General features: G+C 49.4%; 24 protein-coding genes. 9 read left to right on the top strand and 15 right to left on the bottom strand.

Features of this window, described 5'->3' with window-relative positions; all coding sequences use genetic code 11:
• Positions 1–26: 26 nt before the first annotated feature.
• The 4 genes from A3842_RS11935 to ilvB all read right to left on the bottom strand — a co-directional run bounded on the left by A3842_RS11935 (position 27) and on the right by ilvB (position 5,091).
• Positions 27–1,568, bottom strand: coding sequence for a 2-isopropylmalate synthase (locus A3842_RS11935; RefSeq protein ID WP_074085843.1), 1,542 nt, complete (start codon positions 1,566–1,568; stop codon positions 27–29).
• A gap of 114 nt (positions 1,569–1,682) precedes the next feature.
• Positions 1,683–2,675: a ketol-acid reductoisomerase gene (gene ilvC / locus A3842_RS11930; RefSeq protein ID WP_074085844.1), complete on the bottom strand. Its 993-nt coding sequence runs from the start codon at positions 2,673–2,675 to the stop codon at positions 1,683–1,685.
• 182 nt (positions 2,676–2,857) lie between these two features.
• Positions 2,858–3,346: an acetolactate synthase small subunit gene (gene ilvN / locus A3842_RS11925; RefSeq protein ID WP_074085845.1), complete on the bottom strand. Its 489-nt coding sequence runs from the start codon at positions 3,344–3,346 to the stop codon at positions 2,858–2,860.
• Positions 3,343–5,091: a biosynthetic-type acetolactate synthase large subunit gene (gene ilvB / locus A3842_RS11920; protein ID WP_074101560.1), complete on the bottom strand. Its 1,749-nt coding sequence runs from the start codon at positions 5,089–5,091 to the stop codon at positions 3,343–3,345. The genes ilvN and ilvB overlap by 4 nt, the downstream gene beginning before the upstream one ends.
• A 586-nt stretch (positions 5,092–5,677) precedes the next feature.
• Between ilvB and A3842_RS11915 the strand changes: the two genes are divergently transcribed.
• Complete coding sequence (locus A3842_RS11915; protein WP_074085847.1) at positions 5,678–6,139, top strand: GNAT family N-acetyltransferase; 462 nt, start codon at positions 5,678–5,680, stop codon at positions 6,137–6,139.
• On the opposite strand, the gene A3842_RS11910 is transcribed toward A3842_RS11915, so the two are convergent.
• The 5 genes from A3842_RS11910 to A3842_RS11890 all read right to left on the bottom strand — a co-directional run bounded on the left by A3842_RS11910 (position 6,136) and on the right by A3842_RS11890 (position 11,573).
• Entirely contained in the window at positions 6,136–6,480 is a 345-nt protein-coding gene (locus tag A3842_RS11910) for a hypothetical protein (protein ID WP_074085848.1), read from the bottom strand. The genes A3842_RS11915 and A3842_RS11910 overlap by 4 nt on opposite strands.
• A 273-nt stretch (positions 6,481–6,753) precedes the next feature.
• Positions 6,754–7,704, bottom strand: a complete 951-nt coding sequence (locus A3842_RS11905) for an ABC transporter permease (RefSeq protein WP_074101559.1) — start codon at positions 7,702–7,704, stop codon at positions 6,754–6,756.
• Entirely contained in the window at positions 7,705–8,781 is a 1,077-nt protein-coding gene (locus A3842_RS11900) for an ABC transporter permease (protein WP_074085850.1), read from the bottom strand.
• The gene (locus tag A3842_RS11895; RefSeq protein ID WP_074085851.1) at positions 8,774–10,312 is read right to left on the bottom strand and encodes an ABC transporter ATP-binding protein; all 1,539 of its coding nucleotides are present in this window, start codon (positions 10,310–10,312) and stop codon (positions 8,774–8,776) included. Before A3842_RS11895 ends, A3842_RS11900 begins: the two co-directional genes overlap by 8 nt.
• A 184-nt stretch (positions 10,313–10,496) precedes the next feature.
• Complete coding sequence (locus tag A3842_RS11890) at positions 10,497–11,573, bottom strand: BMP family lipoprotein (RefSeq protein ID WP_074085852.1); 1,077 nt, start codon at positions 11,571–11,573, stop codon at positions 10,497–10,499.
• Positions 11,574–11,874: 301 nt separating this feature from the next.
• Between A3842_RS11890 and A3842_RS11885 the strand changes: the two genes are divergently transcribed.
• On the top strand, positions 11,875–12,417 hold the full coding sequence (locus A3842_RS11885; protein ID WP_074085853.1) for an acyl-CoA thioesterase: 543 nt from the start codon (positions 11,875–11,877) through the stop codon (positions 12,415–12,417).
• A gap of 152 nt (positions 12,418–12,569) precedes the next feature.
• Here the strand turns inward: A3842_RS11885 and rplT are convergent, their stop codons facing one another.
• From rplT to A3842_RS11865, 4 genes are all read right to left on the bottom strand, one after another.
• Positions 12,570–12,929, bottom strand: a complete 360-nt coding sequence (gene rplT / locus A3842_RS11880; protein ID WP_038587257.1) for a 50S ribosomal protein L20 — start codon at positions 12,927–12,929, stop codon at positions 12,570–12,572.
• Positions 12,930–12,961: 32 nt separating this feature from the next.
• Positions 12,962–13,162 (bottom strand): 50S ribosomal protein L35, encoded by a 201-nt coding sequence (rpmI, locus tag A3842_RS11875; RefSeq protein WP_036696104.1) that lies wholly within the window; start codon positions 13,160–13,162, stop codon positions 12,962–12,964.
• A gap of 57 nt (positions 13,163–13,219) precedes the next feature.
• Complete coding sequence (gene infC, locus A3842_RS11870) at positions 13,220–13,717, bottom strand: translation initiation factor IF-3 (protein ID WP_020427376.1); 498 nt, start codon at positions 13,715–13,717, stop codon at positions 13,220–13,222.
• Positions 13,718–14,003: 286 nt separating this feature from the next.
• Positions 14,004–15,245, bottom strand: coding sequence for a glycosyltransferase family 2 protein (locus tag A3842_RS11865; protein ID WP_074085855.1), 1,242 nt, complete (start codon positions 15,243–15,245; stop codon positions 14,004–14,006).
• A 406-nt stretch (positions 15,246–15,651) separates the two neighbouring features.
• On the opposite strand from A3842_RS11865, the gene A3842_RS11860 reads away from it, so the two are divergent.
• A complete protein-coding gene (locus tag A3842_RS11860; RefSeq protein ID WP_074085856.1) occupies positions 15,652–16,179 on the top strand; it encodes a phosphatase PAP2 family protein in 528 nt (175 codons plus the stop codon).
• A gap of 56 nt (positions 16,180–16,235) precedes the next feature.
• Positions 16,236–17,351, top strand: coding sequence for an MGDG synthase family glycosyltransferase (locus tag A3842_RS11855; RefSeq protein ID WP_074085857.1), 1,116 nt, complete (start codon positions 16,236–16,238; stop codon positions 17,349–17,351).
• A gap of 137 nt (positions 17,352–17,488) precedes the next feature.
• Here the strand turns inward: A3842_RS11855 and trmB are convergent, their stop codons facing one another.
• Positions 17,489–18,205, bottom strand: a complete 717-nt coding sequence (gene trmB, locus A3842_RS11850; RefSeq protein WP_074085858.1) for a tRNA (guanosine(46)-N7)-methyltransferase TrmB — start codon at positions 18,203–18,205, stop codon at positions 17,489–17,491.
• Between the two features lie 247 nt (positions 18,206–18,452).
• Positions 18,453–18,635: a hypothetical protein gene (locus tag A3842_RS11845; protein ID WP_074101558.1), complete on the bottom strand. Its 183-nt coding sequence runs from the start codon at positions 18,633–18,635 to the stop codon at positions 18,453–18,455.
• Between the two features lie 312 nt (positions 18,636–18,947).
• On the opposite strand from A3842_RS11845, the gene mnmL reads away from it, so the two are divergent.
• From mnmL to A3842_RS11820, 5 genes are all read left to right on the top strand, one after another.
• The gene (gene mnmL / locus A3842_RS11840; RefSeq protein WP_074101569.1) at positions 18,948–19,904 is read left to right on the top strand and encodes a tRNA modification radical SAM protein MnmL/YtqA; all 957 of its coding nucleotides are present in this window, start codon (positions 18,948–18,950) and stop codon (positions 19,902–19,904) included.
• Positions 19,904–20,509, top strand: coding sequence for a tRNA 5-(aminomethyl)-2-thiouridylate-methyltransferase MnmM (gene mnmM / locus A3842_RS11835; RefSeq protein WP_074101557.1), 606 nt, complete (start codon positions 19,904–19,906; stop codon positions 20,507–20,509). The genes mnmL and mnmM overlap by 1 nt, the downstream gene beginning before the upstream one ends.
• Positions 20,510–20,902 carry a VOC family protein gene (locus A3842_RS11830; RefSeq protein WP_074101556.1) on the top strand — a complete coding sequence of 131 codons (393 nt, stop codon included), beginning with the start codon at positions 20,510–20,512 and terminating at the stop codon, positions 20,900–20,902.
• A 45-nt stretch (positions 20,903–20,947) separates the two neighbouring features.
• Positions 20,948–21,916 (top strand): type I phosphomannose isomerase catalytic subunit, encoded by a 969-nt coding sequence (locus A3842_RS11825; RefSeq protein WP_074085862.1) that lies wholly within the window; start codon positions 20,948–20,950, stop codon positions 21,914–21,916.
• Between the two features lie 189 nt (positions 21,917–22,105).
• Complete coding sequence (locus A3842_RS11820; protein ID WP_074085863.1) at positions 22,106–23,068, top strand: alpha/beta fold hydrolase; 963 nt, start codon at positions 22,106–22,108, stop codon at positions 23,066–23,068.
• Positions 23,069–23,134 lie beyond the last annotated feature (66 nt).

Raw genomic sequence — 23,134 nt, 5'->3', positions numbered from 1 at the left:
TTACACTAAATAAAAAGTCTTATGGGTTACAACTGCGCATGATCACGCTGTGTATACGTCTTACGTTTCTCCAGCAGCTTGTTGAGCGCATCCAGATACGCACGGGCGCTCGCCTCCAGAATATCTGTGCTGAGTCCTCGGCCCTGCGCGGCAACCTCTCCCTGTGACAACACCACGTGCACCTCACCCTGCGCGTCCTTGCCCCGGCTTACGGCCTTAATGGAGTAGTCACCAAGCGTAACTTCCTCCCCTGTCGCCTGATCAATGGCATTATAGATCGCATCTACTGACCCGTTGCCTTCAGCAACCGCAACAATCGGTTGCGGGTCTGGCCCGTTAATGATTACCTTGGCTTCAGGAGTGGCCTCATTGCCATAAGTGACATAAATCGTCTGCAGACTAAAAACTTCCGGAGTATCGGTCAGCTTTTCTTCCAGCAGCGCCAGAATGTCCTCATCGGATACTTCCTTCTTCTTATCTGCCAGATCCTTAAATTTGGCAAACGCAGTATTCAGTTCTTCCTCCAAGAGCTCATAGCCCAGATCACTGAGCTTTTCGCGGAATGCATGGCGGCCGGAATGTTTGCCCAGCACCAGCTTGCTCTCTTTGAGCCCGATGGTTTCAGGTGTCATGATTTCGTAAGTGGTTTTCTCCTTCAGCATGCCGTCCTGGTGAATCCCGGATTCATGGGCGAAGGCATTAGCACCGACAATCGCCTTGTTGCCTGGAACAACCATGCCTGTCAGCTTGCTGACCAGACGGCTGGTACGGGCGATCTCAGAAAGTACAAGCGATGTCTTGGCATCGAAAAACTCACTGCGTGTCTCCAGCGCCAGCGCTACCTCTTCAATAGCTGTATTCCCGGCGCGTTCGCCAATGCCGTTGATGGTACCTTCGATCTGATCGGCACCGTTCTGAATCGCAGCCAGCGTATTCGCTGTAGCCATTCCCAAATCATTATGACAATGGGCGCTAAGCTGAACTTTTTCAATATCCGGTACGGTGTCCTTAAGAAACTTGAAGATTGCACCATATTCCGAGGGGTTCAGATAACCGACAGTATCGGGAATATTGACCACATTCGCACCTTCACGAATCGCCATCGCCACCATTTCAGCCATGAAGTCACGTTCAGTGCGGCCGGCATCCTCCAGTGAGAATTCCAGCTTGGAGAAATATTTCTTGGCATAACGGATGGCAGCCTGTGCAGTCTCCAGAACCTGTGCCTTTTCCATTCGGAGCTTATGCTGCCGGTGAATCGGTGACGTCGCCAGGAAAAGATGAATGCAGGGGTCCTGCGCTCCCTGAAGCGCTTCTTTAACTGCATCAATGTCGCTCTCTCTGGAACGGGAGAGGCCAATCAAAGTTACATTCTTCACGGCTCGCGCTACTGCGTTTACCGCGGCCAGGTCTCCGGGTGACGCTGCAGGAAATCCTGCCTCCATCCGGTCAATCCCCAGCTTCTCCAGCTGGTACGCAATCTCTACCTTTTCACGTGTATTGAGATTGACGCCCGGCGACTGCTCGCCGTCACGCAACGTCGTATCGAACACATATATTTTCCGCAAAGCTGAGCACCTCCTGAAAAAGATTGTGCTTAAACCCTCAAATGCGGCCCGCAAAAAACACGGCCGCATCTGAGAATCACACTATATTACGTTCTTCGTTTGAAGTATATGAGACTATTTCTTAATCCAGTGCATCATTTCACGCAGCTGGCTGCCGACTACTTCTACCGGATGAGCAGCTTCGTTGCGGCGGGTCGCTGTCAGGAAGGCACGGCCGGATTGATTTTCAAGAATAAAGTCACGGGCGAATTTACCCTGTTGGATATCGCTGAGCACTTCTTTCATCGCTTTTTTGGTTTCATCTGTAATGATGCGAGGACCTGTTACATAATCACCGTACTCGGCAGTGTTACTGATGGAATCGCGCATGGTTGCAAGTCCGCCTTCATACACAAGGTCAACGATCAGCTTCATTTCATGCAGACATTCGAAGTACGCCATTTCAGGAGCATAGCCTGCTTCGGTAAGTGTCTCGAACCCTGCTTTGATCAACGCGGATACGCCACCGCACAGAACGGCCTGCTCGCCGAACAAGTCGGTTTCGGTTTCTTCACGGAACGAAGTTTCGATAACCCCTGCACGTGTACAGCCGATGCCTTTGGCATAAGCCAAGCCGATAGCCTGAGCATTGCCGGTTGCATCCTGTTCAATTGCAATCAGGCCGGGAACGCCGAAGCCTTCAACATAAGTACGGCGAACCATGTGACCCGGGGATTTTGGAGCCACCAGCAGGACATCCGCATCCTTAGGAGCTACAATTTGGCCAAAATGCACGTTGAAGCCGTGGGAGAACATCAGAGCCGCACCGTTTTTGAGGTTTGGTTCGATTTCATTTTTATATACGGATGCCTGTGTTTCATCCGGCATAAGAATTTGTACAACATCTGCACGGGATACTGCTTCAGCTACCGGCAATACTTCAAAGCCGTCATTTTTGGCGGTTTCGAACGATTTACCTTCGCGCAGGCCGATGACAACCTGAAGACCACTGTCACGCAGGTTCTGTGCCTGGGCATGCCCTTGGCTGCCGTACCCGATTACTGCAATTGTCTTCCCTTTTAGTACACTAAGTTCTGCATCCTGTTCATAGTACGTTGTCACTGCCATTGTCAATATCCTCCTTTAATTTGGGACCCATCGTAAAGAGCGGGTGCTTCAAGAGCCTTCATTCCTTAGGGTTGGATAGACTGCTCTTCAAGCCCCCGCTCTTTCGCGGGAATTGCCTTGCCCTTATCTTATCAAATTAATGCAAACAAGCAGTAATCCGTTAAAGCTGTAAAATATAACGATCAGGCATTGCCCCGAATCATTGCCGTAACTCCTGTGCGGGACAGCTCTTTGATGCCATAAGGCTTGAGCAGTTCAATCATTGCATCAATCTTCTGGGTATCTCCAACTACCTGTACGAGCAGGCTGGTTGTACCAATATCCACTACAGAAGCGCGGAAAGTCTCAACAACACCCATGATTTCCGGACGTTCAGCCGGTTCCGCTTTGACTTTGATCAACGCGAGCTCGCGGGCTACCATTGGTTTAGAGCCCAGATCCACTACCTTGATTACATCAATTAGCTTGTAGAGCTGCTTCTCAATCTGCTCAAGAGTGTGCTGGTCACCCAGTGTTACAATCACCATCCGGGACAGGCCTACTTCTTCGGATTGCCCGACGGTGATGCTCTCAATATTGAAGCCACGGCGGCCGAACAGGCCTGACACCCGCTGCAGCACACCCGGCTGGTCATTCACAAGCACAGCAATCGTATGTTTCATCACTGTCATTCATCCCCCATCAGCATTTGATCGATGGTTGACCCTTGAGTTACCATCGGGTAGACATTCTCGTCTTTGGGAACAACGAATTCTACCAGAACGGGTCCCGGCGTTTCGAGTGCTTCTTTCCACGCAGCGCCTGCTTCTTCCTTGTTTGTTGCCCGTAATCCTTTTACCCCGTATGCTTCAGCCAGTTTTACAAAATCCGGGCTGCCTGCAAGGTCGGTATAGCTGTACCGCTTCTCATAGATGAGGTTCTGCCACTGGCGGACCATCCCCAGAACCTGGTTGTTGATCACTACAATTTTAACCGGAATCTTATTGATCGCACAGATCGCAAGCTCCTGTGAACACATTTGCATACCGCCGTCTCCGTTAATGGAGACTACCAGCCGTTCCGGATATGCCATTTGTGCTCCGATTGCCGACGGAAATCCGAATCCCATCGTTCCAAGTCCACCGGAAGTGATCCATGAACGCGGATGATTGAACTTGTAATACTGAGCTGCCCACATCTGATGCTGACCTACGTCTGTAGTTACAATGGCTTCACCTTTAGTGGTGTCATTGATCATCTCGATGACCCACTGAGGTTTGAGCTCAGTATCGGAATCGTTGTAGCGGAGCGGATAATCCAGCTTCCACTGGGCAATCTGCGTTCTCCAGGCATCGGCATTGGCGGCACGGCTTACTTCAGGAATCAGCATTTCCAGTACCGTCTTCACATCACCAACAATCGGAATATCTGGCGATACATTTTTACCGATTTCAGCCGGATCAATGTCGATATGAACAATTTTCGCTTTTGGTGCGAAACCGTCCAGCTTGCCGGTCACACGGTCATCGAACCGGGCACCGATATTAATCAGCAGATCGCATTGCTGAATGGCATTGTTAGCCGTGTAAGTACCATGCATACCCGGCATTCCCATCCACAGCTCTTCTGCACTCGGGTAACAGCCCAGACCCAGCAATGTTGTGGTGATTGGAATTTCTGTCCGCTTTACGAATTCGTACATGGCCTCATGAGCCCCGGAGTATATGACACCGCCGCCGGCAATGATGATTGGACGTTCTGCAGATGAAATTGCGCGGACCAGCTTATCCAATTGAAGCTTGTTCGGAACCGTGCGCGGATTGTAGCCGCGAAGATTGACGCCCTGCTGTTTGGCCGGAGCAAACAGAGTTTTGGCAGCCGACACATCCTTCGGAATATCAATCAGTACCGGACCTTTGCGGCCGGTGTTTGCGATATGGAATGCTTCATGAATGATACGCGGAAGATCCTCAACATCACGTACCAAATAGCTGTGTTTTGTAATCGGCATGGTTATGCCTGTAATATCGGCTTCCTGAAAAGCGTCCGTTCCAATCAGGCTGGAAAAGACATTACCTGTGATTACTACCAGTGGAACGGAGTCCATAAATGCGGTGGCAATACCTGTTACCAGATTGGTTGCTCCTGGTCCCGAGGTTGCTATGCACACACCCGCCTTACCGCTGGCTCTGGCATAGCCGTCAGCCGCGTGAATCGCGCCTTGCTCATGCCGTGTCAGGATATGGTTGAAATCGGTGAAGCCATGAAGAGCATCGTAGATGTACAATACGGCACCGCCCGGATATCCGAATACGGTATCTACCCCTTCCAATACAAGACTGCGCAGCAGCACCTCGGAACCCGTAATCACCTCGGGATTTTTCCATTTCTCACGTAACTGCTCTATAGACTGTACTTCCGGTATTTGCGCGCTCATCAGTATTCCTCCCTTCGATAGTTAACATTCATTATGCAAATGACAGAACGTCCTATATACGGCCGATAATGTTCCTGGCAACAAAAAAACCTTTCGCCACCCACGCGCAGAAGACAGCGCGTGAGGGACGAAAGGTTGATCTTCCGTGGTACCACCCATGTTTGCATTGCATCTCACGATGCAACACCTTATCAGGATACAAAAATCCATCGATGTAGGCAGGGCCCAAATCTCTGTAACCTGAAGTCCCTAACGCGGACCAAACGATTCCCCCTAATAATTCCACCACTCTTGCCGATAGACCTTTCAGGGAAACAGCTCCGAGGTGAGCTCGTATATAAGGGATTCTGGTGGAGGTTGCAGCAATTCCTCTCACTCTCTGAGCAAAAGAGCCCTTAAAACTTCGTCCTCATCATTGCCGATGCATGTATGTTCGTTAAATGTTTAGACACATTATATGATTCCTCACACGGTTAGTCAATACCCATCTTTTCTGCAATCGTCATAAATCGTTGTTCTATTCTTGCCGGAACGCCCACACCCCTCTGGGCATATGATGTACGACAATGCGTGAAGGGGGCGCTTTATGATTCGTTACCGCAGACCCAAGCAGGATGATACTGTCATTCTTGACTTGATTGAGAAACAGCTGGTTCCATTATCGCATCTTCCGCAGACGGTAATCAACCAGGTCCGAAAAGATCTGCCCCGGCGTCTGGGTCAAGGGGTTACCCTTGTCGCTTGTCCAGATTACGAAAGTAATCCGCTGGGCTTCGTTCATTTCATGCTGCATGGAGACTTGCTCTATATCGACATGTTGGCTATAGCCCCTGCCGCGAGACGCAAACGTTGGGGGAATATGCTCATGGATAGAGCAGAACGGTTTGCACTATCACGCGGGTGCCAGAGGGCCAAAGTTTCTGTGGACATCGGCAATGTGCCGGGCATTTCCTTTTATCAAAAATTGGGCTACAGCGTAGCCCGTTATCAGCCGCAAAACTTCTGCTACGAGTTCGAAAAACCTTTAGCTGGCAGGATCAGAGCTTAAAAGAAACCAATCGGCGGGACGCCGTAACCAGGTCCGTAGCCAGGTCCGTATCCGCCATAAGGTCCGGCTCCAGGTCCGCCGTAAGGTCCGGGAACTCCACCACCATAACCATAACCTCCGCCATATGCGTAGGGAGCTGTACCGATGGCCAGCAAATCAAACAGCACCAGTGGAATCAAGGCCTTGGTTTGCACTTTTTTACCGGTGATCCGTTGTAGTACCAGACGGCTGCCTGAAACTCGGAGCAGCTTGCCCGTTACTTTCGTGCCATCCTTTTTCACTGCGACAATATTTTTGCCTACCAGCTTCATCACCTGTCTCTTTGTAACCGGCTGTGCCATATTATCCCTCCTAAAAGTTTGTAAGCATAGGCTTTCAGAGATCACTTTGTACAAACTAACTTCGAAAGCATAAACTCAAGTTTTGTAAGCATAGGCTTCCTGATTGGCTTCGAACAAAACTTGTTTTCTTCACAACAGTCTATTCGAGTCTAGCGTGCTTCGCCTGTACACCTGTCCCTGCCGGCTTTTCGTGGAATTTCAACAAAAAAAACGCATTCCCGGATCATACCGGAAATGCGTTTTTTGATCAATGCAGCAAACACTGCATCAAGATTAACGTTTGCTAGGGTCGTAAGGTTCACCCAATGCCTTCGGAGCCGAAGAACGGCCAACAGCACTGACTAGAACAATAATCGTTAACACATAAGGAATCATGAAGATAAATTCCTGCGGGATGTCCTTAGACCACTCGAACAATTGCACATAGTTGCGGATTGCTTGAGAGAACCCGAAGAATACTGCAGCGCCGAACGCGCCAAGCGGATTCCATTTCCCAAAAATCATCGCCGCAATGGCGATAAAGCCCTGACCGGAAACCGTGTTGTGCGCAAAGGTGCCTGTTGTCGTAAGTGTGATGGTGGCTCCGCCAATACCAGCCAAGAGCCCGCTCAGCATTACGCCGATATATCTCATACGGTTTACGTTGACACCAAGCGTATCCGCCGCACTTGGGTGTTCACCGACTGCACGGAGGCGGAGGCCAAATGGAGTCTTGAAGAGCACAAAATAAATGACAATAACCAGGATTATCGCAAGATAAGTCGTCGGATAGGAATTAAAAATCCCTTCACCAATAACCGGAATTTTGGAGAGCCCAGGGATAGGCACTTTACTAAATCCGTCCAGCAACGGTGTTTCGCCAGCTCCTTCAAAAATCAGTTTAACTACATAAAGCGTACTCCCGGCAGCCAGAAAGTTAATGACTGTACCACTGATCGTCTGATCTGCCTTGAACGTAATCGATGCTACCGCATGAATAAGTGAACCAAGCACCCCGACCACCATAGCACAGATTACACCGACCCATGGAGCCCATTCACCCATACCTGCATCTTGTGCATAATAGCCGCCTACAGCTGCAGCAAAGGCACCAAACATCATCAAGCCTTCAAGTCCAATGTTCACGACACCGGAGCGTTCAGAGAAGATGCCACCGAGGGCAGCAAAAATCAGCGCTGTGGAAAAAACAAGCGTTGTATTGAGCAATTGGCCTAATACTTCCATCTATAACACCTTCTCTTTCTTGCGCTTGAAGTAGAACGGTTTAAGCACCCAGCGCACAATTCCTTGTGCCGCAATGAAGAAAATAATTGAACCGATTACGATTCGGATGAGTTCAGGAGGAACATCCGCTCCAAAGCTCATACCTGCAGATCCATAAGTCAAACTACCGTAGAGAATAGCAGCCAAAATCACTCCGAGTGGATGGGTCAGACCAAGCAGCGCAACGGCAATACCGTCAAAACCATAACCTGGAGAAGCCGCAAATACAGATTGATAATGGAATACACCAAGCACTTCTCCAGCACCTGCCAGACCGGCAAAAACACCGCTGATGAACATGGCCTTGATGACATTGCGGCCAACATTCATACCTGCGTATTCTGCAGCATGCGGATTCAAGCCGACGGCGCGCATTTCGTAACCCTGTTTGGTTTTCCACAGATAGACATAGAAGAACACTGCTGCAGCAAGTGCGATTGCAGTCCCCCAGTGAATCCGTGCATTATCAAACATTGAGTTTAGAAATGTCATGGACAGCGAGGCCGGAATATCCTCAGAACGGTTTTGCCCCTGAAGCAGCAAGAATGTTCTGACAATATAGTTGGACAGGAACAGTGCAATCCAGTTCAGCATAATTGTTGTAATAACTTCGTTGATTCCGCGTTTTGCCTTGAGATATCCAGCAATGCCTGCCCAAAGGCCGCCACAGACTCCAGCAATGATAACTGCTAGCGGAACCAGCAAGAAATTCGGCAAGGCTCCGGCTAGCTTAATGCCAACAACAGAAGCTGCTGTCATTCCAATAAGCACTTGTCCGTCCGCACCGATATTGAACATCCCCGAACGGAAGGCGAAGGCTACTGCAAGTCCTGTGAACATCAGTGGTGTCATTTCGCGGATGGCCTCACCAAAGTCATAAGGACTGCCAAATACACGTTTGAACAGCGCTGAGTATGCGGCTATAGGATCGTATCCGCCGATCAGCATAACTACAGCCCCAACCAGGAAGCCCATCACGATTGCGACTAAAGGAACAATGTAGCTGTCTGTCGCAAATATTTTTTTGAGTCTATACATCCGTATGGCCTCCCCGCTTCAAGCTTCCCGCCATCATCAGACCCAGTTCCTGATCATTGGTATCCTGCGGGAATACTTCACCGACAATCTGGCCTTCATAGATAACGGCAATTCTGTCGGACACATTCATAATTTCATCGAGTTCAAAAGAGATCAGCAATACCGCTTTCCCTTGGTCGCGCTGAGCAATCAGTTGCTTCTGCACAAATTCGATCGCACCGACATCGAGGCCGCGGGTAGGCTGGGCCGCAATCAGCAGTGTCGGATTTTTATCTATTTCCCGCGCAATAATCGCTTTCTGTTGATTACCGCCTGACAAAGAGCGTGCTTTGTTCTCAATAGAGGGGGTTCGTACATCAAACTGCTTGACCAGATCCTCGGCATGCTTATCGATGACTTCTTTGTTCAAGAATCCATTCTGATTATACGGGCTCTTATAGTATGTCTCCAGCACCATATTTTCGCTAACTGTAAAGTCCAGCACTAACCCATGCTTATGACGGTCCTCCGGAATATGGGAGACATTCATTTCAGAAATTTTGCGTGGACTCAGATTGGCAATCTCCTTGCCGGATACGGTAATAGAACCGGAATCAATCTTACGCAGGCCGGTTATTGCCTGGATCAGCTCACTTTGTCCGTTGCCGTCCACTCCTGCAATACCGAGGATTTCGCCAGCCTTCACTTCAAAATTGAGACCGTCCAGTACCGATACGCCATCTTTACTCTTACTGCTGACATTCGTCAGCTTGAGTACACTTCCGCCAATATGCGGAGGCTGCTTGTCTACCTTGAAGGTTACACCGCGTCCTACCATTTTTTCAGCCAGCTCATTCGGATTCGTCTCAGCAGTCTTCACAGTATCAATAACTTTCCCCCGACGGATGATAGTAACCCGGTCGGAAATTTGCATGATTTCCTTAAGCTTATGCGTAATCAAAATGATGGATTTGCCTTCTGCAACGAGCCGCTTCATAATCGCCATCAGTTCGGTAATTTCCTGTGGCGTAAGCACAGCGGTAGGCTCGTCGAATATAAGTATATCCGCACCACGGTACAGGGTCTTCATAATTTCTACCCTTTGCTGCATACCAACCGAAATGTCGTAAATCTTGGCATTGGGATTGACTTGAAGACCGTACTGCTCCGATAGCTTGCGAACCTGCTCCGCAGCGGATTTATAGTCGATTTTAAGACCTTTTTTCGGTTCCATACCAAGAACAATGTTCTCAGTTACCGTAAAAGGCTCTACAAGCTTGAAATGCTGGTGAACCATTCCAATGCCAAGCTCAATCGCTTTATTGGGGTTATCGATAATAACCGGATTCCCGTCGATTTCGATGCTGCCTTCATCGGGTTGATACAATCCGAAGACAATGTTCATCAAGGTGGATTTGCCTGCTCCGTTTTCACCTAGCAGTGCATGAATTTCTCCTTTTTCGAGCGTAAGACTGATGGAGTCGTTCGCAACGATACCGGGAAAGCGTTTTGTGATTTGCTTCAACTCTACGACAGGAGCCGCAGCACTCATGGAATCACCCTCATCACAGAATATATATATTTCCTTGTAGACACGGCTGTACCGTCCTATGAAGGACGGTACAGCTCTGTCTAAGTTATTGCAAGTTACATTCCACTAACAAGGAACAAGGCCAGCTCAATAACCGGCCTTGTTCCTTGTTCATTATTGTAAGGCAAGAAACATCAAGTCAGTCTTACTCGGTAGGAACTTTGATTGTTCCATCAATGATTTTTTTGCTGTATTCATCAACTTTGGCAAGAATTTCAGCCGATACGTTAGCCTTGGAAGTTTCAGGAAGGCCTACACCGTTGTCTTTCAGACCCAGTACAGTTGTACTGCCGCCTTTGAATGTTCCGTCAACAACCTGCTGGGAAACTTTCTTAACCGCTTCGTCAACACGTTTGATCATGGAAGTCAGAGTTACATCATCACCAAATTCCAGGGATTGGTCTTTGTCTACGCCGATTACCCATACTTTAGCACCGCCTGCTTTGTTACGGGATTTAGCTTCGTTGAATACGCCGTTGCCAGTTGCGCCGGCAGCAGGGAAGATGATGTCATTGCCATCATTGTACAGGGTAGCTGCCAAAGATTTACCAACATCCGGCTTGTCATAAGCACCTGCATAAGTAACTTTTACGGTTGCATTAGGGTTAACAGCCTTTACACCAGCAACGAAACCTACTTCAAAACGTTTGATTACTGGGCTTTCCATACCGCCGATGAAACCTACTTTGTTGGTTTTTGTAGTCAGACCTGCAACTACACCAACCAGGAAGGAACCTTCATTTTCGGAGAAGGTAACGGATTCTACGTTAGGAGCATCTACCACACTGTCGATAATCGCAAGATTAGCGTTCGGATTCTCAGTTGCAACTTTCTTAACAGCATCGCCAAGGTCAAAACCAATACCCCAAGTCAGGTTGTAGCCGCCTTTAACGAATTGATTAAGGTTTGGCTCGTAGTCTGCATTGGATTTACTTTGCAGATATTTGATATCAATACCGGTTTCTTTTTGAAGGGCCTGCAGAGCTTCCCAAGCAGATTGGTTAAACGATTTGTCGTTTACGCCACCTACGTCAGTAACCAGACCGACTTTGACGTCAGTTTTAGGAGCATCCGTTGGTGCTGCTGTTGCTTCAGCTGGTGCATTGGTTGCTGTTCCAGCGTTGCTTGCTGCATTGCCGTTGTTATTGTTCTTTCCGCAGCCTGCCAGAATGACAGTGAACGCAAGCAACATAACAAGAGATAGTTGGTAAACCTTTTTCATTGAGTGTGATCCCCCTTAAGAAATTGGATGTCTTCTGTGTTCTTGGACATACCATTAGATCAAATTATAACTGGTAAAAACCCTAAAATCCAGTCTATAAATGACCTCAGGTCAATAATAATTTGCATTTTTTCACAAGAAACCGTTTACTGTTACATTACGTGTCAACAAAACACTCAAACCATGTCAGAAATACTCGAATCGCCTGATTATCTTCAGCACATATAAATATTATTGCACGGATATGTGTTTTCTATTATCATGAATGTTTACATATTCTATAAAAAGGGAGTACTGAAAAATGGATGATCAAAACCAACCCCAAGCTGCACCGGATTTCAAATACTGCCGAGAATCCCGCGTGTTCAAAACAGGCCGTGTATTCCCGAATGATGTCAACAATCACAAGACGCTGTTCGGAGGCAAGTTAATGAGTACGATTGATGAAGTCGCATCCATCTCTGCAATGCGTCACTGCCGGACTAATGTAGTTACCGCCTCTGCAGACTCTGTAGATTTTCTCCTGCCTATAAGACCCACCGATTCAGTATGCTTTGAGTCCTTTGTCTCTTGGACAGGCAGAACCAGTATTGAGGTATTCGTCAAAATCATTTCAGAGAACCTGTATACCGGCGAACGCGCTGTTGCCGCTACATCTTTCCTTACCTTTGTGGCCGTGCATGAAGACGGCACGCCGGCACTGGTACCCGCAATCATTGCCGAAACCGATGAGGAAAAGCTCATCAGCGCTTCTGCAGATCAGCGTTCCGAACTGCGCAAGATCAGAAGAACCAGCAGCAAGCTGTTGGCATCCCAGCTGAGCACAACCAAGTACTGGGAGTGAGCAGTGCGGAGGACTAACCATCTCTGAGCCAACCCGCATTTTGAAGTCTTGATCTTCTCTTCTAGTAACTGTAAACCCATTGCAAGGCCCAAAAAAAAGCACCGTCACACGGGATGTCCCGCAGGCGGTGCTTTTCGGTTACTTCTAAGTAATTACGCGTTGATCTTCTCTTTGGCTACTACAGCCAGGGAGTTGAATGCGTTAAGGTCGTTTACTGCCAGGTCAGCCAGCATCTTACGGTTCACTTCTACTCCAGCCAATTTCAGGCCGAATACAAGCTTGCTGTAAGACAGTCCGTTCAAACGGGCTGCTGCATTGATACGCACGATCCACAGTCTGCGGAAGTTACGTTTCGTCTGACGACGGTCACGGTATGCGTAAACCATCGATTTCATTACCTGCTCGTTAGCAGTTTTGAAAATGCGGTGCTTGGAACCGAAATAACCTTTTGCCAGCTTCAATACTTTTTTATGTCTACGACGAACTACAAATCCGCCTTTAACTCTTGCCATATTAATAAACCTCCCAAAAATGTGTGATAAAACTATTTCAAGTTAGCGAGTCCTTGTTTCAAGCGTCTTACGTCCCCAGGGGCCATAACCGGATTGCCGTTCAATACGCGTTTTGCGCGTTTGGATTTGTGGGAAAGCAAGTGGTTCTTGTGAGCTTTGTAACGCAGTACTTTGCCAGTTCCGGTGATCTTGAAACGGCCTTTCAGACTGCTGTGAGTTTTCATTTTAGGCATGGTGTTTCCTCCTTGAATATTATGCGGCGCCAAATTGCTGTGCAAGTGACTCCAAATTTATTGGGCTTTGGGAGCCAAGATCATAATCATGCTGCGGCCTTCCAGCTTAGGCTGGCGTTCTACAACAGATATATCTTCAACTTCGCTCTTTACACGTTCCAAAATCTTCTGACCGATGCTGGCGTGTGTAATCTCACGTCCGCGGAAACGCACGGAGCATTTCACTTTGTCGCCTTCACCCAGAAACTTGATAACGTTGCGGAACTTGGTCTGATAATCATGTTCCTCAATGTTAGCACGGAACCAAACTTCCTTAATGTCCACGATCTTCTGGTTCTTGCGTGCTTCCTTCTCTTTCTTCTGCGTTTCATAACGGAACTTGCCGTAATCCATGATGCGGCATACTGGCGGTTTCGCCTGCGGTGCTACGTTGACTAAATCCAGATTAAGATCAATCGCCATCTGCAACGCTTCGCGGATCGGTTTGATGCCGATTTGTTCGCCTTCCGCTCCAACCAATCGAACTTCTTTGGCCCGAATTTCATCATTGATCATATGTTCCTTACTGATAATACTCCACCTCCGGATCTACTTGGGAAATCAATTCTGCGGTTCTCCATAAAAAAGGGGTGCCGGTAACTCCCGACACCCCGTTTGATCAACGTTCATGAATTATAACATCCATAAAGCATTGAGATCAAAACCAGCTGGCTTATAGCCAGTCAGGTGAGAAGCCGGTGCTTCTGCTTGCAATCCCTATGTTTTGCATACTTGAATACTATACACCACTATGCACACTGTGTCAACAGCTGTAATATCTTTTCTTCTAGAAAAAACTTTGTTAAGAAACCTGTTTGCTCTGTACTTCCTCAAGCCGTACGACACGCGTATGTTTGGTATGGCTCCACTGCTTGTTGTTCTGCGTAAAGAACGCATAGAACGTGATGGGGTACCAAGAGATCAGGTAGATCGGGAAGACCAGCAAATACAGATATACCTTCTTGAACTTAACCTTCTCCAGCGCCATCGCGAGCAGGAAGGTTAGAATATTGGCGCCAACCGCAAAGTAACTAAGCCACAGTGGCAGCTGCCCATAGATGTTGGCTATATGCGGGCCTCCAAACATGGTGTTGTCGATAAACATGACCGCGGTCATCAAGAACGTCAACAGCACGATGTAGACATTGGCACCATATAGAGCCAGGTCAAATTTCGTAAGACTCCGTTCTTTAATACTTTGCCACAGCAAAGGAAAGAAATAACGGCGAGCCACCGTAAAGTGACCCTGCATCCAGCGCAGCCGCTGTCTTGAGGAAGCCTTGAATGTCAGTGGCTTCTCGTCGAAAACCTTGGCGTCGTAATTAAATCTTGGATAGACGCCCTTAGAGGCACTACGCATAGTAAATTCTAAATCCTCTACAAGGCTTGTCGCTCCCCAGCCCATTTCCTTAAGCAGATTGGTCTCGAAGCACATACCCGTTCCACCAAGGAAGTTCGCCATATTGAGATTGTGACGCGACAGCTGCCAGAGCCGGTTGATATACCAGTAGGATACACCGTAAGCGGCAGTGATCCAGGAATCCTCCGGATTCTTCGTATCGATATAGCCTTGAATAACGCGTGCGCCTGAGCAGAGATCATTGTTCATCTCCATCAGAAATTCTGTGTGAGCCAGATTATCGGCATCGAACATAACGACGGCATCATATTGCCGCGGCATGGCCCACAGTTCCTTGAGCATCCATTCAATAGCAAAGCCCTTGCCCCGCAAGTTGTTGTTGGTACGGACGCAGGCATTCATGCCGTGTTCCCTTACAATCTTTGCTGTACCATCCGTACAGTTGTCGCAGATGACAAATACATCGTACAGTTCCTGGGGATAATTAAGCTGTTTTAAATTCTCCATCAGAGCGCCGACGACTTCTTCCTCGTTATGTGCGGCAACCAGTACAGCAAATGATTTTTGCGGAGTGAAGTGAGCCTTATTCCTTTTCTTGTGCAGTCCAAATAACGAAAACGTAAACTGATAGACTGCGATAGCCGCCAAGATCACTTGGAGCGTAACAAACAGTGCGTCTGTCATGACCTTTGATGCCCCCTTTTCAATCTTGATGTTCTTTTTTTCTCTCTCTGGCATTGCTAACGTTCTTGCTGACCCTTTTGTTGCATCCCTTACAGTAAGACCTATGGCTTCCCTTTTTGCTAAGGCAGGCTTGCCTGTATGTCTATTACGTCAAAAGATAAGGCCCGGATGCCTCTGTCTTCGGCTCCTCTTTTTCTCTGTTACCTTATAAACGCGTTCCGCCTGCTTGAATCATTGTAAGGCGTAAGTGGTGATGAAGTCAAAACTGGCAATTTCCGAGCGAACCCGAGCTTTTTCCTTGAAATGGACTACCTTAAAAAAGTATGATAAAGACAGCTTTATGGCATAGACCGGATTACTGCAGCTGCGACTATGATCATCAGCCGGACTATCGGAGGGACAAGATATGAGACATCTGTTTATGAAAATGCATCTCTTGGAGCAGCGCATGTTCAAGTGGATTAACGGACGATTGCATCATCCTGTCCTGAACTTCTGGCTTTTTTATCTGACCCATCTGGGTGGAGCCACAAGCGCCATTGGCATTAATCTGCTGATCTGGGCGCTGTCCCCTGAGCCTTTAAGAACTGCGGGGCTTAAGGCTCTGACTGCCCTGGCTATCAGCCATCTGCCTGTTGCTGTGGCCAAAAAGCTCTATCCGCGTATGCGGCCGTATCTGGCGCTCCCGGGCACCAATACGTTTCACAATCCGCTTAAGGATCATTCTTTTCCTTCCGGCCATACGACTGCTATCTTCGCTTCTACAGTGCCTTACATGATGGCCTTTCCTGCTCTGACCGTCATACTGCTGCCATTGGCCTGCATTGTCGGATTTTCCCGAATTTATCTCGGACTGCACTATCCGTCAGACGTTTTTGCAGGTGCAGTAATTGGTTCCGGAGTCGCAGCAGGTACAGTTGTCTTGTGGTTCTAAAGTCAGAGATCATCTAAACCGGCGAATACCATTCACGAAAACAGGTGGATTATACATTGCGTAAAAAGAGAGTACTATTGCTGTCTGAAGGTTTTGGCGCAGGGCATACGCAAGCGGCTTACGCGCTATCAAGCAGCCTGCGTAAATTGTCGCCTAATCTGCAAACAAAGGTGCTTGAGCTTGGAAGCTTTCTGAATCCCAAAATGGCGCCTCTGATTGTGTCAGCATACCGTAAGACGGTAACCTCCCAACCCAAGCTGATGGGATATGTGTACCGTCACCAGAAATCATTCAATCGTCTTACCACACTTGCCCTGCACCGCATATTTTATACACATACACAAAATATTGTAAAGCAGCTGAGGCCCGACATTATCGTCTGTACTCATTTCATTCCCAGTGCCGTCGTTTCCCGCCTCAAACGGCTCGATCCGGCCTTCAAGGCACCCCTGATCACCGTCATAACCGATTACGACGCCCATGCGACCTGGATCAGTCCAGAAGTTGACCGGTATCTGGTCTCTACTCCAGAGGTCAAAGCCAAGCTGCGCGGCCGAAGCGTCTCAGCAGCCAAAATCCAGGTCACCGGTATGCCGGTTCATCCGAACTTCTGGGAGCATCCGGGCAGAGCGGATATTCTGAAGCAGTTCACTCTTCAGGACATGCCGACCGTTCTGGTTATGGGCGGCGGCTGGGGAATGATGAACGACGAGGTCATTAACGAAGCTTTGGCCGGCTGGCGGGACAAGGTGCAGATAATTTTTTGCCTGGGTAAAAACGAGAAGCTGCTTCATGCAATGCGGGAGAATCCACTGTACAGTCACCCCAACGTTTCGCTGATCGCCTTCACACGTGAAATTGACAAGTTGATGGAAATCTCTGATCTGCTGGTTACCAAGCCGGGCGGAATGACCTGCAGCGAGGGTCTGGCTAAGGGAATTCCTATGCTGTTTTATGATCCGCTCCCCGGGCAGGAAGAAGAAAACTGCCGTTATTTCATGGCAGCTGGTCTGGGCGAACCCATTTCTTCACTTCAGGTGGTAGACGGATGGATGAAACGGCTGCTGTACAGCTATGACGAGGTGCAAGCCGAACGCCAAAGCCTGCTTAAGGAGATCGACCGCTTCCATCCCATGCAAAGCGCCCAAAGCATTATTGATATGCTGGAATAGCCAGGGCAAGAACTTGAATCTATGGCAATCATGCCGTTCATGAAGCACAAAAAGGCGGTCCAGATATTCTTCACTGGACCGCCTTTTTGTGTACAGACCCGTTTGTGAAGTCAAACTTCTTCGCCACTGAGATCCGATTACAGGCGGTATTTGTCCAATCGCGAGGCTTGATAGCGTTCCAGCGCTTCTGCACCGACAATCGCCTCACAGCGGTGAATATTGACACCCCGGCCAAAAAATTTGGTTTCGTACTCTGTCATAACCTGTTCTTCGTTCATCACTCCGTCCGGATGCAGATCGAGAGAGATGTTCTTCATCTGCAGACCATAGTCGGCAAAGGCATTCAGAGAGAACTCAAACAAGCTGCGCGAATCCGTCTTCAGATGGATCTCGCCAAGCGGACTGAGCAGACCGCGGTATTTGTCGAGAAAACGCGGATGGGTCAGCCGGCGGCGCGCATGCTTGCCCTTAGGCCACGGATCGCTAAAGTTCAAATAGATGCGCTCAAGCTCTCCAGGGGCAAATACTTCCTCTGCATAGTTAATATTGGCAAGCGCCACTCTGAGGTTAGGTGGCGTCTCCTGCCCAGCCGGTTCCCAGACTGCACGGGCCTTCTCAGCCGCACGGCGGATCAGCTCATCATACATATCAACGCCGATAAAATTTATATCCGGATATTTGAAGCTCATCTGGCTGATGAACTGTCCCTTGCCCATGCCAAACTCTACATGAATAGGATGATCGTTGCCGAACAGTTCAGACCACCGCCCCTTCAGGCTGCGTGGATCCAGGATGACCAGATCGGTCTGTCCTTCCAGACTTTCACGTATTCCTTTTCTTCCGCGTAAACGCATAAGTTTTCCTCCGCTTTCTCTGATACAAACACTGTCACTTGCAATATTGTGCCGAACTTACCCGCAAAAGTAAAGGGATTTTAACAAGAAAGCAGACAGAAACCAAAGAATAGTGAACAACGCGAAGCTTAAACATTCTCACGATTCAAACAAAAAGGAATTCTCCGCTGGCCTGGATACGGCCGGACAGAGAATTCCTTTTTGATATATTTGGAATTGGGGTCCATGTTTTCATGCAGCTAATAGTCTACCTTGGAGGAGATTGAAAATCAAATTTCTTCTCAAAGGCACTGCGGATCTTGCGTTGTGCTTCGGTCTTGATCTTGTGATTGCCATTAAATTCAACACCCGTAAGCGCAAGCGCTTCGTCGGGAGTCAGTTGCACGTCAATGGAGCCTTTTCCTTCGGCATACACCGTTTGAGAATTCATCGTGATCACCTCTTGGTTTTATTATGGACCTTGCGACACGAAATTATGAATTCAAGAAATAGAAATTATGGTTGCTGCAGCGGTGTTTTTACACCCTAAATATAACATACTATGTAAGCAATATCAAGATGAAAGCGCTGTTATTCCAGCCTATTTTCCGCTGTATTTGCAGAGGCCTGAATGTTACGTTCACCGCTGATTTTTGATACAATAGAAAGGTTAAGTTGAAACGGTGTTATCTCAGTTAGAAATATAAGGATGATGTATGGCTTGAAATATATAAATCCTTATGTTGCAAAGAAAGGAGTACCCATGTCTAACCTTTTACAAACCTCCTCTCCACTATTGTGGGGGGATAAACGTTTCCATACCTGGAATTATGAAATGCGCGAGCAACTGGACGCCAAGGTATTCAAGGTGATGCTCGATGCCGGGTTTACGTGCCCGAACCGCGACGGGTCCATCGCCAAAGGAGGCTGCACTTTCTGCAGCGCGAGAGGGTCCGGGGATTTCGCCGGCAGCCGCCGCGACGATCTGGTCACCCAGTTCAATAACGTAAGGGACAGGCAGCACTTGAAATGGCCAAATGCCCAATATATCGGTTACTTCCAGGCCTATACGAACACCTATGCTCCAGTAGAGGAGCTTAGAGAGTATTATGAAGTGATTCTGCAGCAGCCGGGCGTAGTCGGCCTTTCCATTGCAACGCGTCCCGACTGCCTTCCGGATGATGTGGTCGAATACCTGGCGGAGTTGAACCAGCGCACCTATCTCTGGGTCGAAATGGGCCTGCAGACCATTCATGATTCTACCTCGGAGCTGATTAACCGGGCACATGATACCCAGTGTTATACCGAAGCTGTCCAGAAGCTGCGCCGTCATGGGATCCGCGTCTGTACCCACATTATTCACGGTCTTCCGCAGGAAACCCATGAGATGATGCTGGAGACGGTGTCTGCGGTTGCAAACATGGATGTGCAGGGCATTAAGATTCATCTGCTGCATCTGATGCGCAAGACGCCAATGGTTAAGCAATATGAAGCCGGACTGCTGCGTTTTCTGGAGCAGGACGAGTATGTGAAGCTTATTGCCGATTCTCTGGAAATCCTGCCGCCGGAGATGATTGTGCACCGGCTGACCGGAGATGCTCCGCGCGACCTGCTGGTCGGACCGATGTGGAGCCTGAAGAAATGGGAAGTACTGAACGCCATTGATGATGAATTGATTGCGCGCGATACCTGGCAAGGTAAATACTGGAGGAAGAGCTAATGGGCTTTATGTCTGTCCTTAGCTTTGCTCATAAATTAACCGAGGAACGCCTGCAGCCAGGCGGCCGGGCCATTGATGCTACCGTTGGCACTGGTGCTGACACGCTGTTTCTCGCCAAAACGGCCGGTCCGCGCGGCGGGGTGTACGGCTTCGACATTCAGCCTGCCGCGCTGGCTCTGGCCGAAGAGCGCCTGCGGCTGGCCCGGGAGGACGTGCAGCCGGCGCTGTCTCCCGTAACGCTGCTGCTGCGCAGCCATGCAGCCATGGCAGAAGCCGTTCCGCCGGACTGGCGCGGAACGGTCTCTGCGGTGATGTTCAATCTCGGCTATCTGCCCTCGGGCGATGCCGACAAGACGATCATCACCGAGCCTGTGAGCACGCTGGCCGCGCTGGATGCCGCCCTTGCACTGCTGCGGCCGGGCGGCATCATCACAGCCGTGCTCTACCCCGGCCATGAAGGCGGCCAACATGAAGCCGCCGCGGTGGAGGCCTGGGCGGCGGCCCTTCCGTCCCAGCAGGCACAAGCAATTGTCTACCGCCAGCTGCAGCGGGCTACCGCCCCCTACACGCTGGCAGTCGAGAAGAAAAAAGGAGCTGATCTGTAAGTGGCCGTAACCAAAATCGAGCACATTGGTATTAAAGTGAACCACCTGGAGCGTTCGCTGCAATTTTATCAGGAGGTCATCGGTTTGACCCTTCAGAACATTCTGGGAGAGCCGGGAGACGAGATCCGTCTTGCTTTTCTAAGCTTCCCTGGCCAGTCTAGTGTGGAGATAGAATTGATTGAACGGGCATTTAAAGGCCTCCCCCAGGAGGGTAGAGTCAGTCATGCCGCCTTTACGGTGGATGATATTGAGCAAGAACACAGTAGGATTTCCGGACTCGGCATACCCGCTTTGACTGGCATTTCGACGCTTGCGAACGGCTGCCGCTATTTCTTTTTTGACGGGCCAGACGAAGAAAAGCTGGAGTTTTTTGAATCCACACGAACCAGGTAAACCAAGCAGGACATTATTTTATAACTTGGAAAGGAAGATGAAGAAATGACTAAGCCTTATCCTTTAAAATTTCAGCCGGAGTTCAAAGAACGCGTGTGGGGGGGCCGGGCCCTGGAGAAATTCGGTCTCGAGCTGCCTGAAGGGCATATTGGCGAAGGCTGGATGATCGCCGACCACCCGAACGGTACTTCATCTGTGCTAAATGGAGAGCTTGCCGGTCAAGGGCTGGATCAGATTCGCGAGCAATTCGGACAGGTATGGTTCGGAAGCAAGGGCAGCCCGAAGGAAGGCGGACGTTTTCCGCTCCTGATCAAGCTCCTGGACTGCAACGACAATTTGTCGGTGCAGGTACATCCTACGGATGAGTATGAAGGATTGCCAAAGGGAGAATTGGGTAAAACAGAAATGTGGTACGTACTTGATGCCAAACCAGGCGCCAAAATCATCTACGGCCTCAAAGACGGTGTAACCCGCGAAAGTCTGCGCGAGGCGCTGGAAAGCGGCAAAGTGATGGACAGCATGCAGGAAATCACCGTCTCGGCCGGGGACGCTTTTTACATCCCTGCCGGAACCGTTCACGCATTGTGCGCCGGTGTGGTTGTAGCGGAAATTCAACAGAACTCCGACACTACATACCGGATTTACGACTACGACCGTCCGGGTCTGGACGGCAAGCCGCGTGAGCTTCATATTGAGGATTCGCTTAACGTGACTGCATATGAAGGCGCTGGCGCCACTTCCATGAAGACCGATGGGGCTGTAGCCGGAGAGTGGCTGCAGATTGCCGCGTCCCCTTATTTTATTGTAGAAAAAGGGGTCGTTAACGGAGAGTGGAACCTCTCTACCACTCCGGACAGCTTCACAATCCTCGTGGTCTGCGAAGGCAGCGGGCATCTGACCTGGGAGGGCGGCTCCCAGCCTTATTCCGCCGGAGAATGCTACCTGCTTCCGTCCACCCTGGGTGCCTACGGAATTGAAGGCCACTCCACCGTGCTCCGTTCGTATCTGCCATAAGCCATGCCTGGACCGGCATATGATTAAGGCAGAAGGTCACAAAGCTTAGGCCTATGCTTACGAAGTCAGTTTTGTACGTGGCATCTCCAAGAAGTATTGCTCACAAAACTTAGACCTATGCTTACGAAGTCAGTTTTGTACGTGGCATCTCCAAGAAGTATTGCTCACAAAACTTTTAGGAGGAACGGTATGAGAGAGAACAGCTTTAAGATGACTGATCCGCTAGGGGTCGCCATTCATGTCTATGAATGGCTGCCGGAGCCGGAGGCTCCGGTGAGGGGGATTGTCCAGATTGCCCACGGCATGTGTGAAACGGCTGCCCGCTATGCACGGTTTGCAGCAGCACTCACCGGAGCTGGTTATGCGGTGTATGCCAATGACCACCGGGGCCATGGGCATACCGCAGACCGGATCGATTTACTCGGTGACACAGGTGAGGACGGCTTTTACTGGATGCGGCGTAATCTGCTCCAGCTAGCCGGCATCGCCTCATCCCGGCATGAGGGCCTGCCAATCTTCCTCCTGGCCCACAGCATGGGCTCCTTTCTGGCTCAGAAGCTGATGTGCGAGGATGGCCACGAAGTCTATACCGGCTTTATCCTGAGTGGTACGAACGGGCCGCGCGGTATGCTTCGGCTCGGAGAGTCGCTTGCCGGACTGCAGTCCAGGCTGCAGGGGATGCGCCACCGCAGTGTTCTGATGAACGGGATTGTTTTCGGCCCTTATAACCGTTCCTTCGCCCCGGTAAGAACTGCTTTTGACTGGTTGAGCAGTGATTCACAGGAAGTAGACCTCTTCATAGCTGATCCTTTCTGTGGAGCAGTCTGCACAACCCGTTTCTTCCGCGATTTTTTCCGGCTGCTGCGGGATATCCATTCCCCGGAAACTCTGCTTACACTATGCAAGAATAAGCCCGTATATTTATTTGCGGGAGCCAAAGACCCTGTAGGCATGAACGGTCAAGGTGTGATCCGCCTGGCCGGAATCTACCAGGAGCATGGAATATCCGATGTAGAATTCAAGTTGTATCCCGAAGGCAGGCATGAAATGCTCAACGAAGTGAACCGGGATGAGGTAACTTCGGATGTGCTGGATTGGCTTGTACGCCACCTGCCGGCAGAATCATTGCTGCTTCAACCCGCTGCTCATTAGCATACTATAAAAGACAGGCTTTCCGTCAGTTCCGGAAAGCCTGTCTTTGTATTTTTCCGCTATAAA

Origin of the sequence: Paenibacillus sp. P3E, assembly GCF_001909045.1 — a bacterium.
GTDB classification, from domain to species: domain Bacteria; phylum Bacillota; class Bacilli; order Paenibacillales; family Paenibacillaceae; genus Paenibacillus_AQ; species Paenibacillus_AQ helianthi.
This window is presented reverse-complemented; position numbering and strand designations above follow the sequence as displayed.

Coding starts and splice junctions, on each gene's coding strand:
- ilvC (WP_074085844.1), bottom strand. CDS start 2,675: ATGGCAGTGACAACGTACTATGAACAGGATGCAGAACTTAGTGTACTA.
- ilvN (WP_074085845.1), bottom strand. CDS start 3,346: ATGACAGTGATGAAACATACGATTGCTGTGCTTGTGAATGACCAGCCG.
- ilvB (WP_074101560.1), bottom strand. CDS start 5,091: ATGAGCGCGCAAATACCGGAAGTACAGTCTATAGAGCAGTTACGTGAG.
- A3842_RS11915 (WP_074085847.1), top strand. CDS start 5,678: ATGATTCGTTACCGCAGACCCAAGCAGGATGATACTGTCATTCTTGAC.
- A3842_RS11910 (WP_074085848.1), bottom strand. CDS start 6,480: ATGGCACAGCCGGTTACAAAGAGACAGGTGATGAAGCTGGTAGGCAAA.
- A3842_RS11905 (WP_074101559.1), bottom strand. CDS start 7,704: ATGGAAGTATTAGGCCAATTGCTCAATACAACGCTTGTTTTTTCCACA.
- A3842_RS11900 (WP_074085850.1), bottom strand. CDS start 8,781: ATGTATAGACTCAAAAAAATATTTGCGACAGACAGCTACATTGTTCCT.
- A3842_RS11895 (WP_074085851.1), bottom strand. CDS start 10,312: ATGAGTGCTGCGGCTCCTGTCGTAGAGTTGAAGCAAATCACAAAACGC.
- A3842_RS11890 (WP_074085852.1), bottom strand. CDS start 11,573: ATGAAAAAGGTTTACCAACTATCTCTTGTTATGTTGCTTGCGTTCACT.
- A3842_RS11885 (WP_074085853.1), top strand. CDS start 11,875: ATGGATGATCAAAACCAACCCCAAGCTGCACCGGATTTCAAATACTGC.
- rplT (WP_038587257.1), bottom strand. CDS start 12,929: ATGGCAAGAGTTAAAGGCGGATTTGTAGTTCGTCGTAGACATAAAAAA.
- rpmI (WP_036696104.1), bottom strand. CDS start 13,162: ATGCCTAAAATGAAAACTCACAGCAGTCTGAAAGGCCGTTTCAAGATC.
- infC (WP_020427376.1), bottom strand. CDS start 13,717: ATGATCAATGATGAAATTCGGGCCAAAGAAGTTCGATTGGTTGGAGCG.
- A3842_RS11865 (WP_074085855.1), bottom strand. CDS start 15,245: ATGACAGACGCACTGTTTGTTACGCTCCAAGTGATCTTGGCGGCTATC.
- A3842_RS11860 (WP_074085856.1), top strand. CDS start 15,652: ATGAGACATCTGTTTATGAAAATGCATCTCTTGGAGCAGCGCATGTTC.
- trmB (WP_074085858.1), bottom strand. CDS start 18,205: ATGCGTTTACGCGGAAGAAAAGGAATACGTGAAAGTCTGGAAGGACAG.
- A3842_RS11845 (WP_074101558.1), bottom strand. CDS start 18,635: ATGAATTCTCAAACGGTGTATGCCGAAGGAAAAGGCTCCATTGACGTG.
- mnmL (WP_074101569.1), top strand. CDS start 18,948: ATGTCTAACCTTTTACAAACCTCCTCTCCACTATTGTGGGGGGATAAA.
- mnmM (WP_074101557.1), top strand. CDS start 19,904: ATGGGCTTTATGTCTGTCCTTAGCTTTGCTCATAAATTAACCGAGGAA.
- A3842_RS11825 (WP_074085862.1), top strand. CDS start 20,948: ATGACTAAGCCTTATCCTTTAAAATTTCAGCCGGAGTTCAAAGAACGC.
- A3842_RS11820 (WP_074085863.1), top strand. CDS start 22,106: ATGAGAGAGAACAGCTTTAAGATGACTGATCCGCTAGGGGTCGCCATT.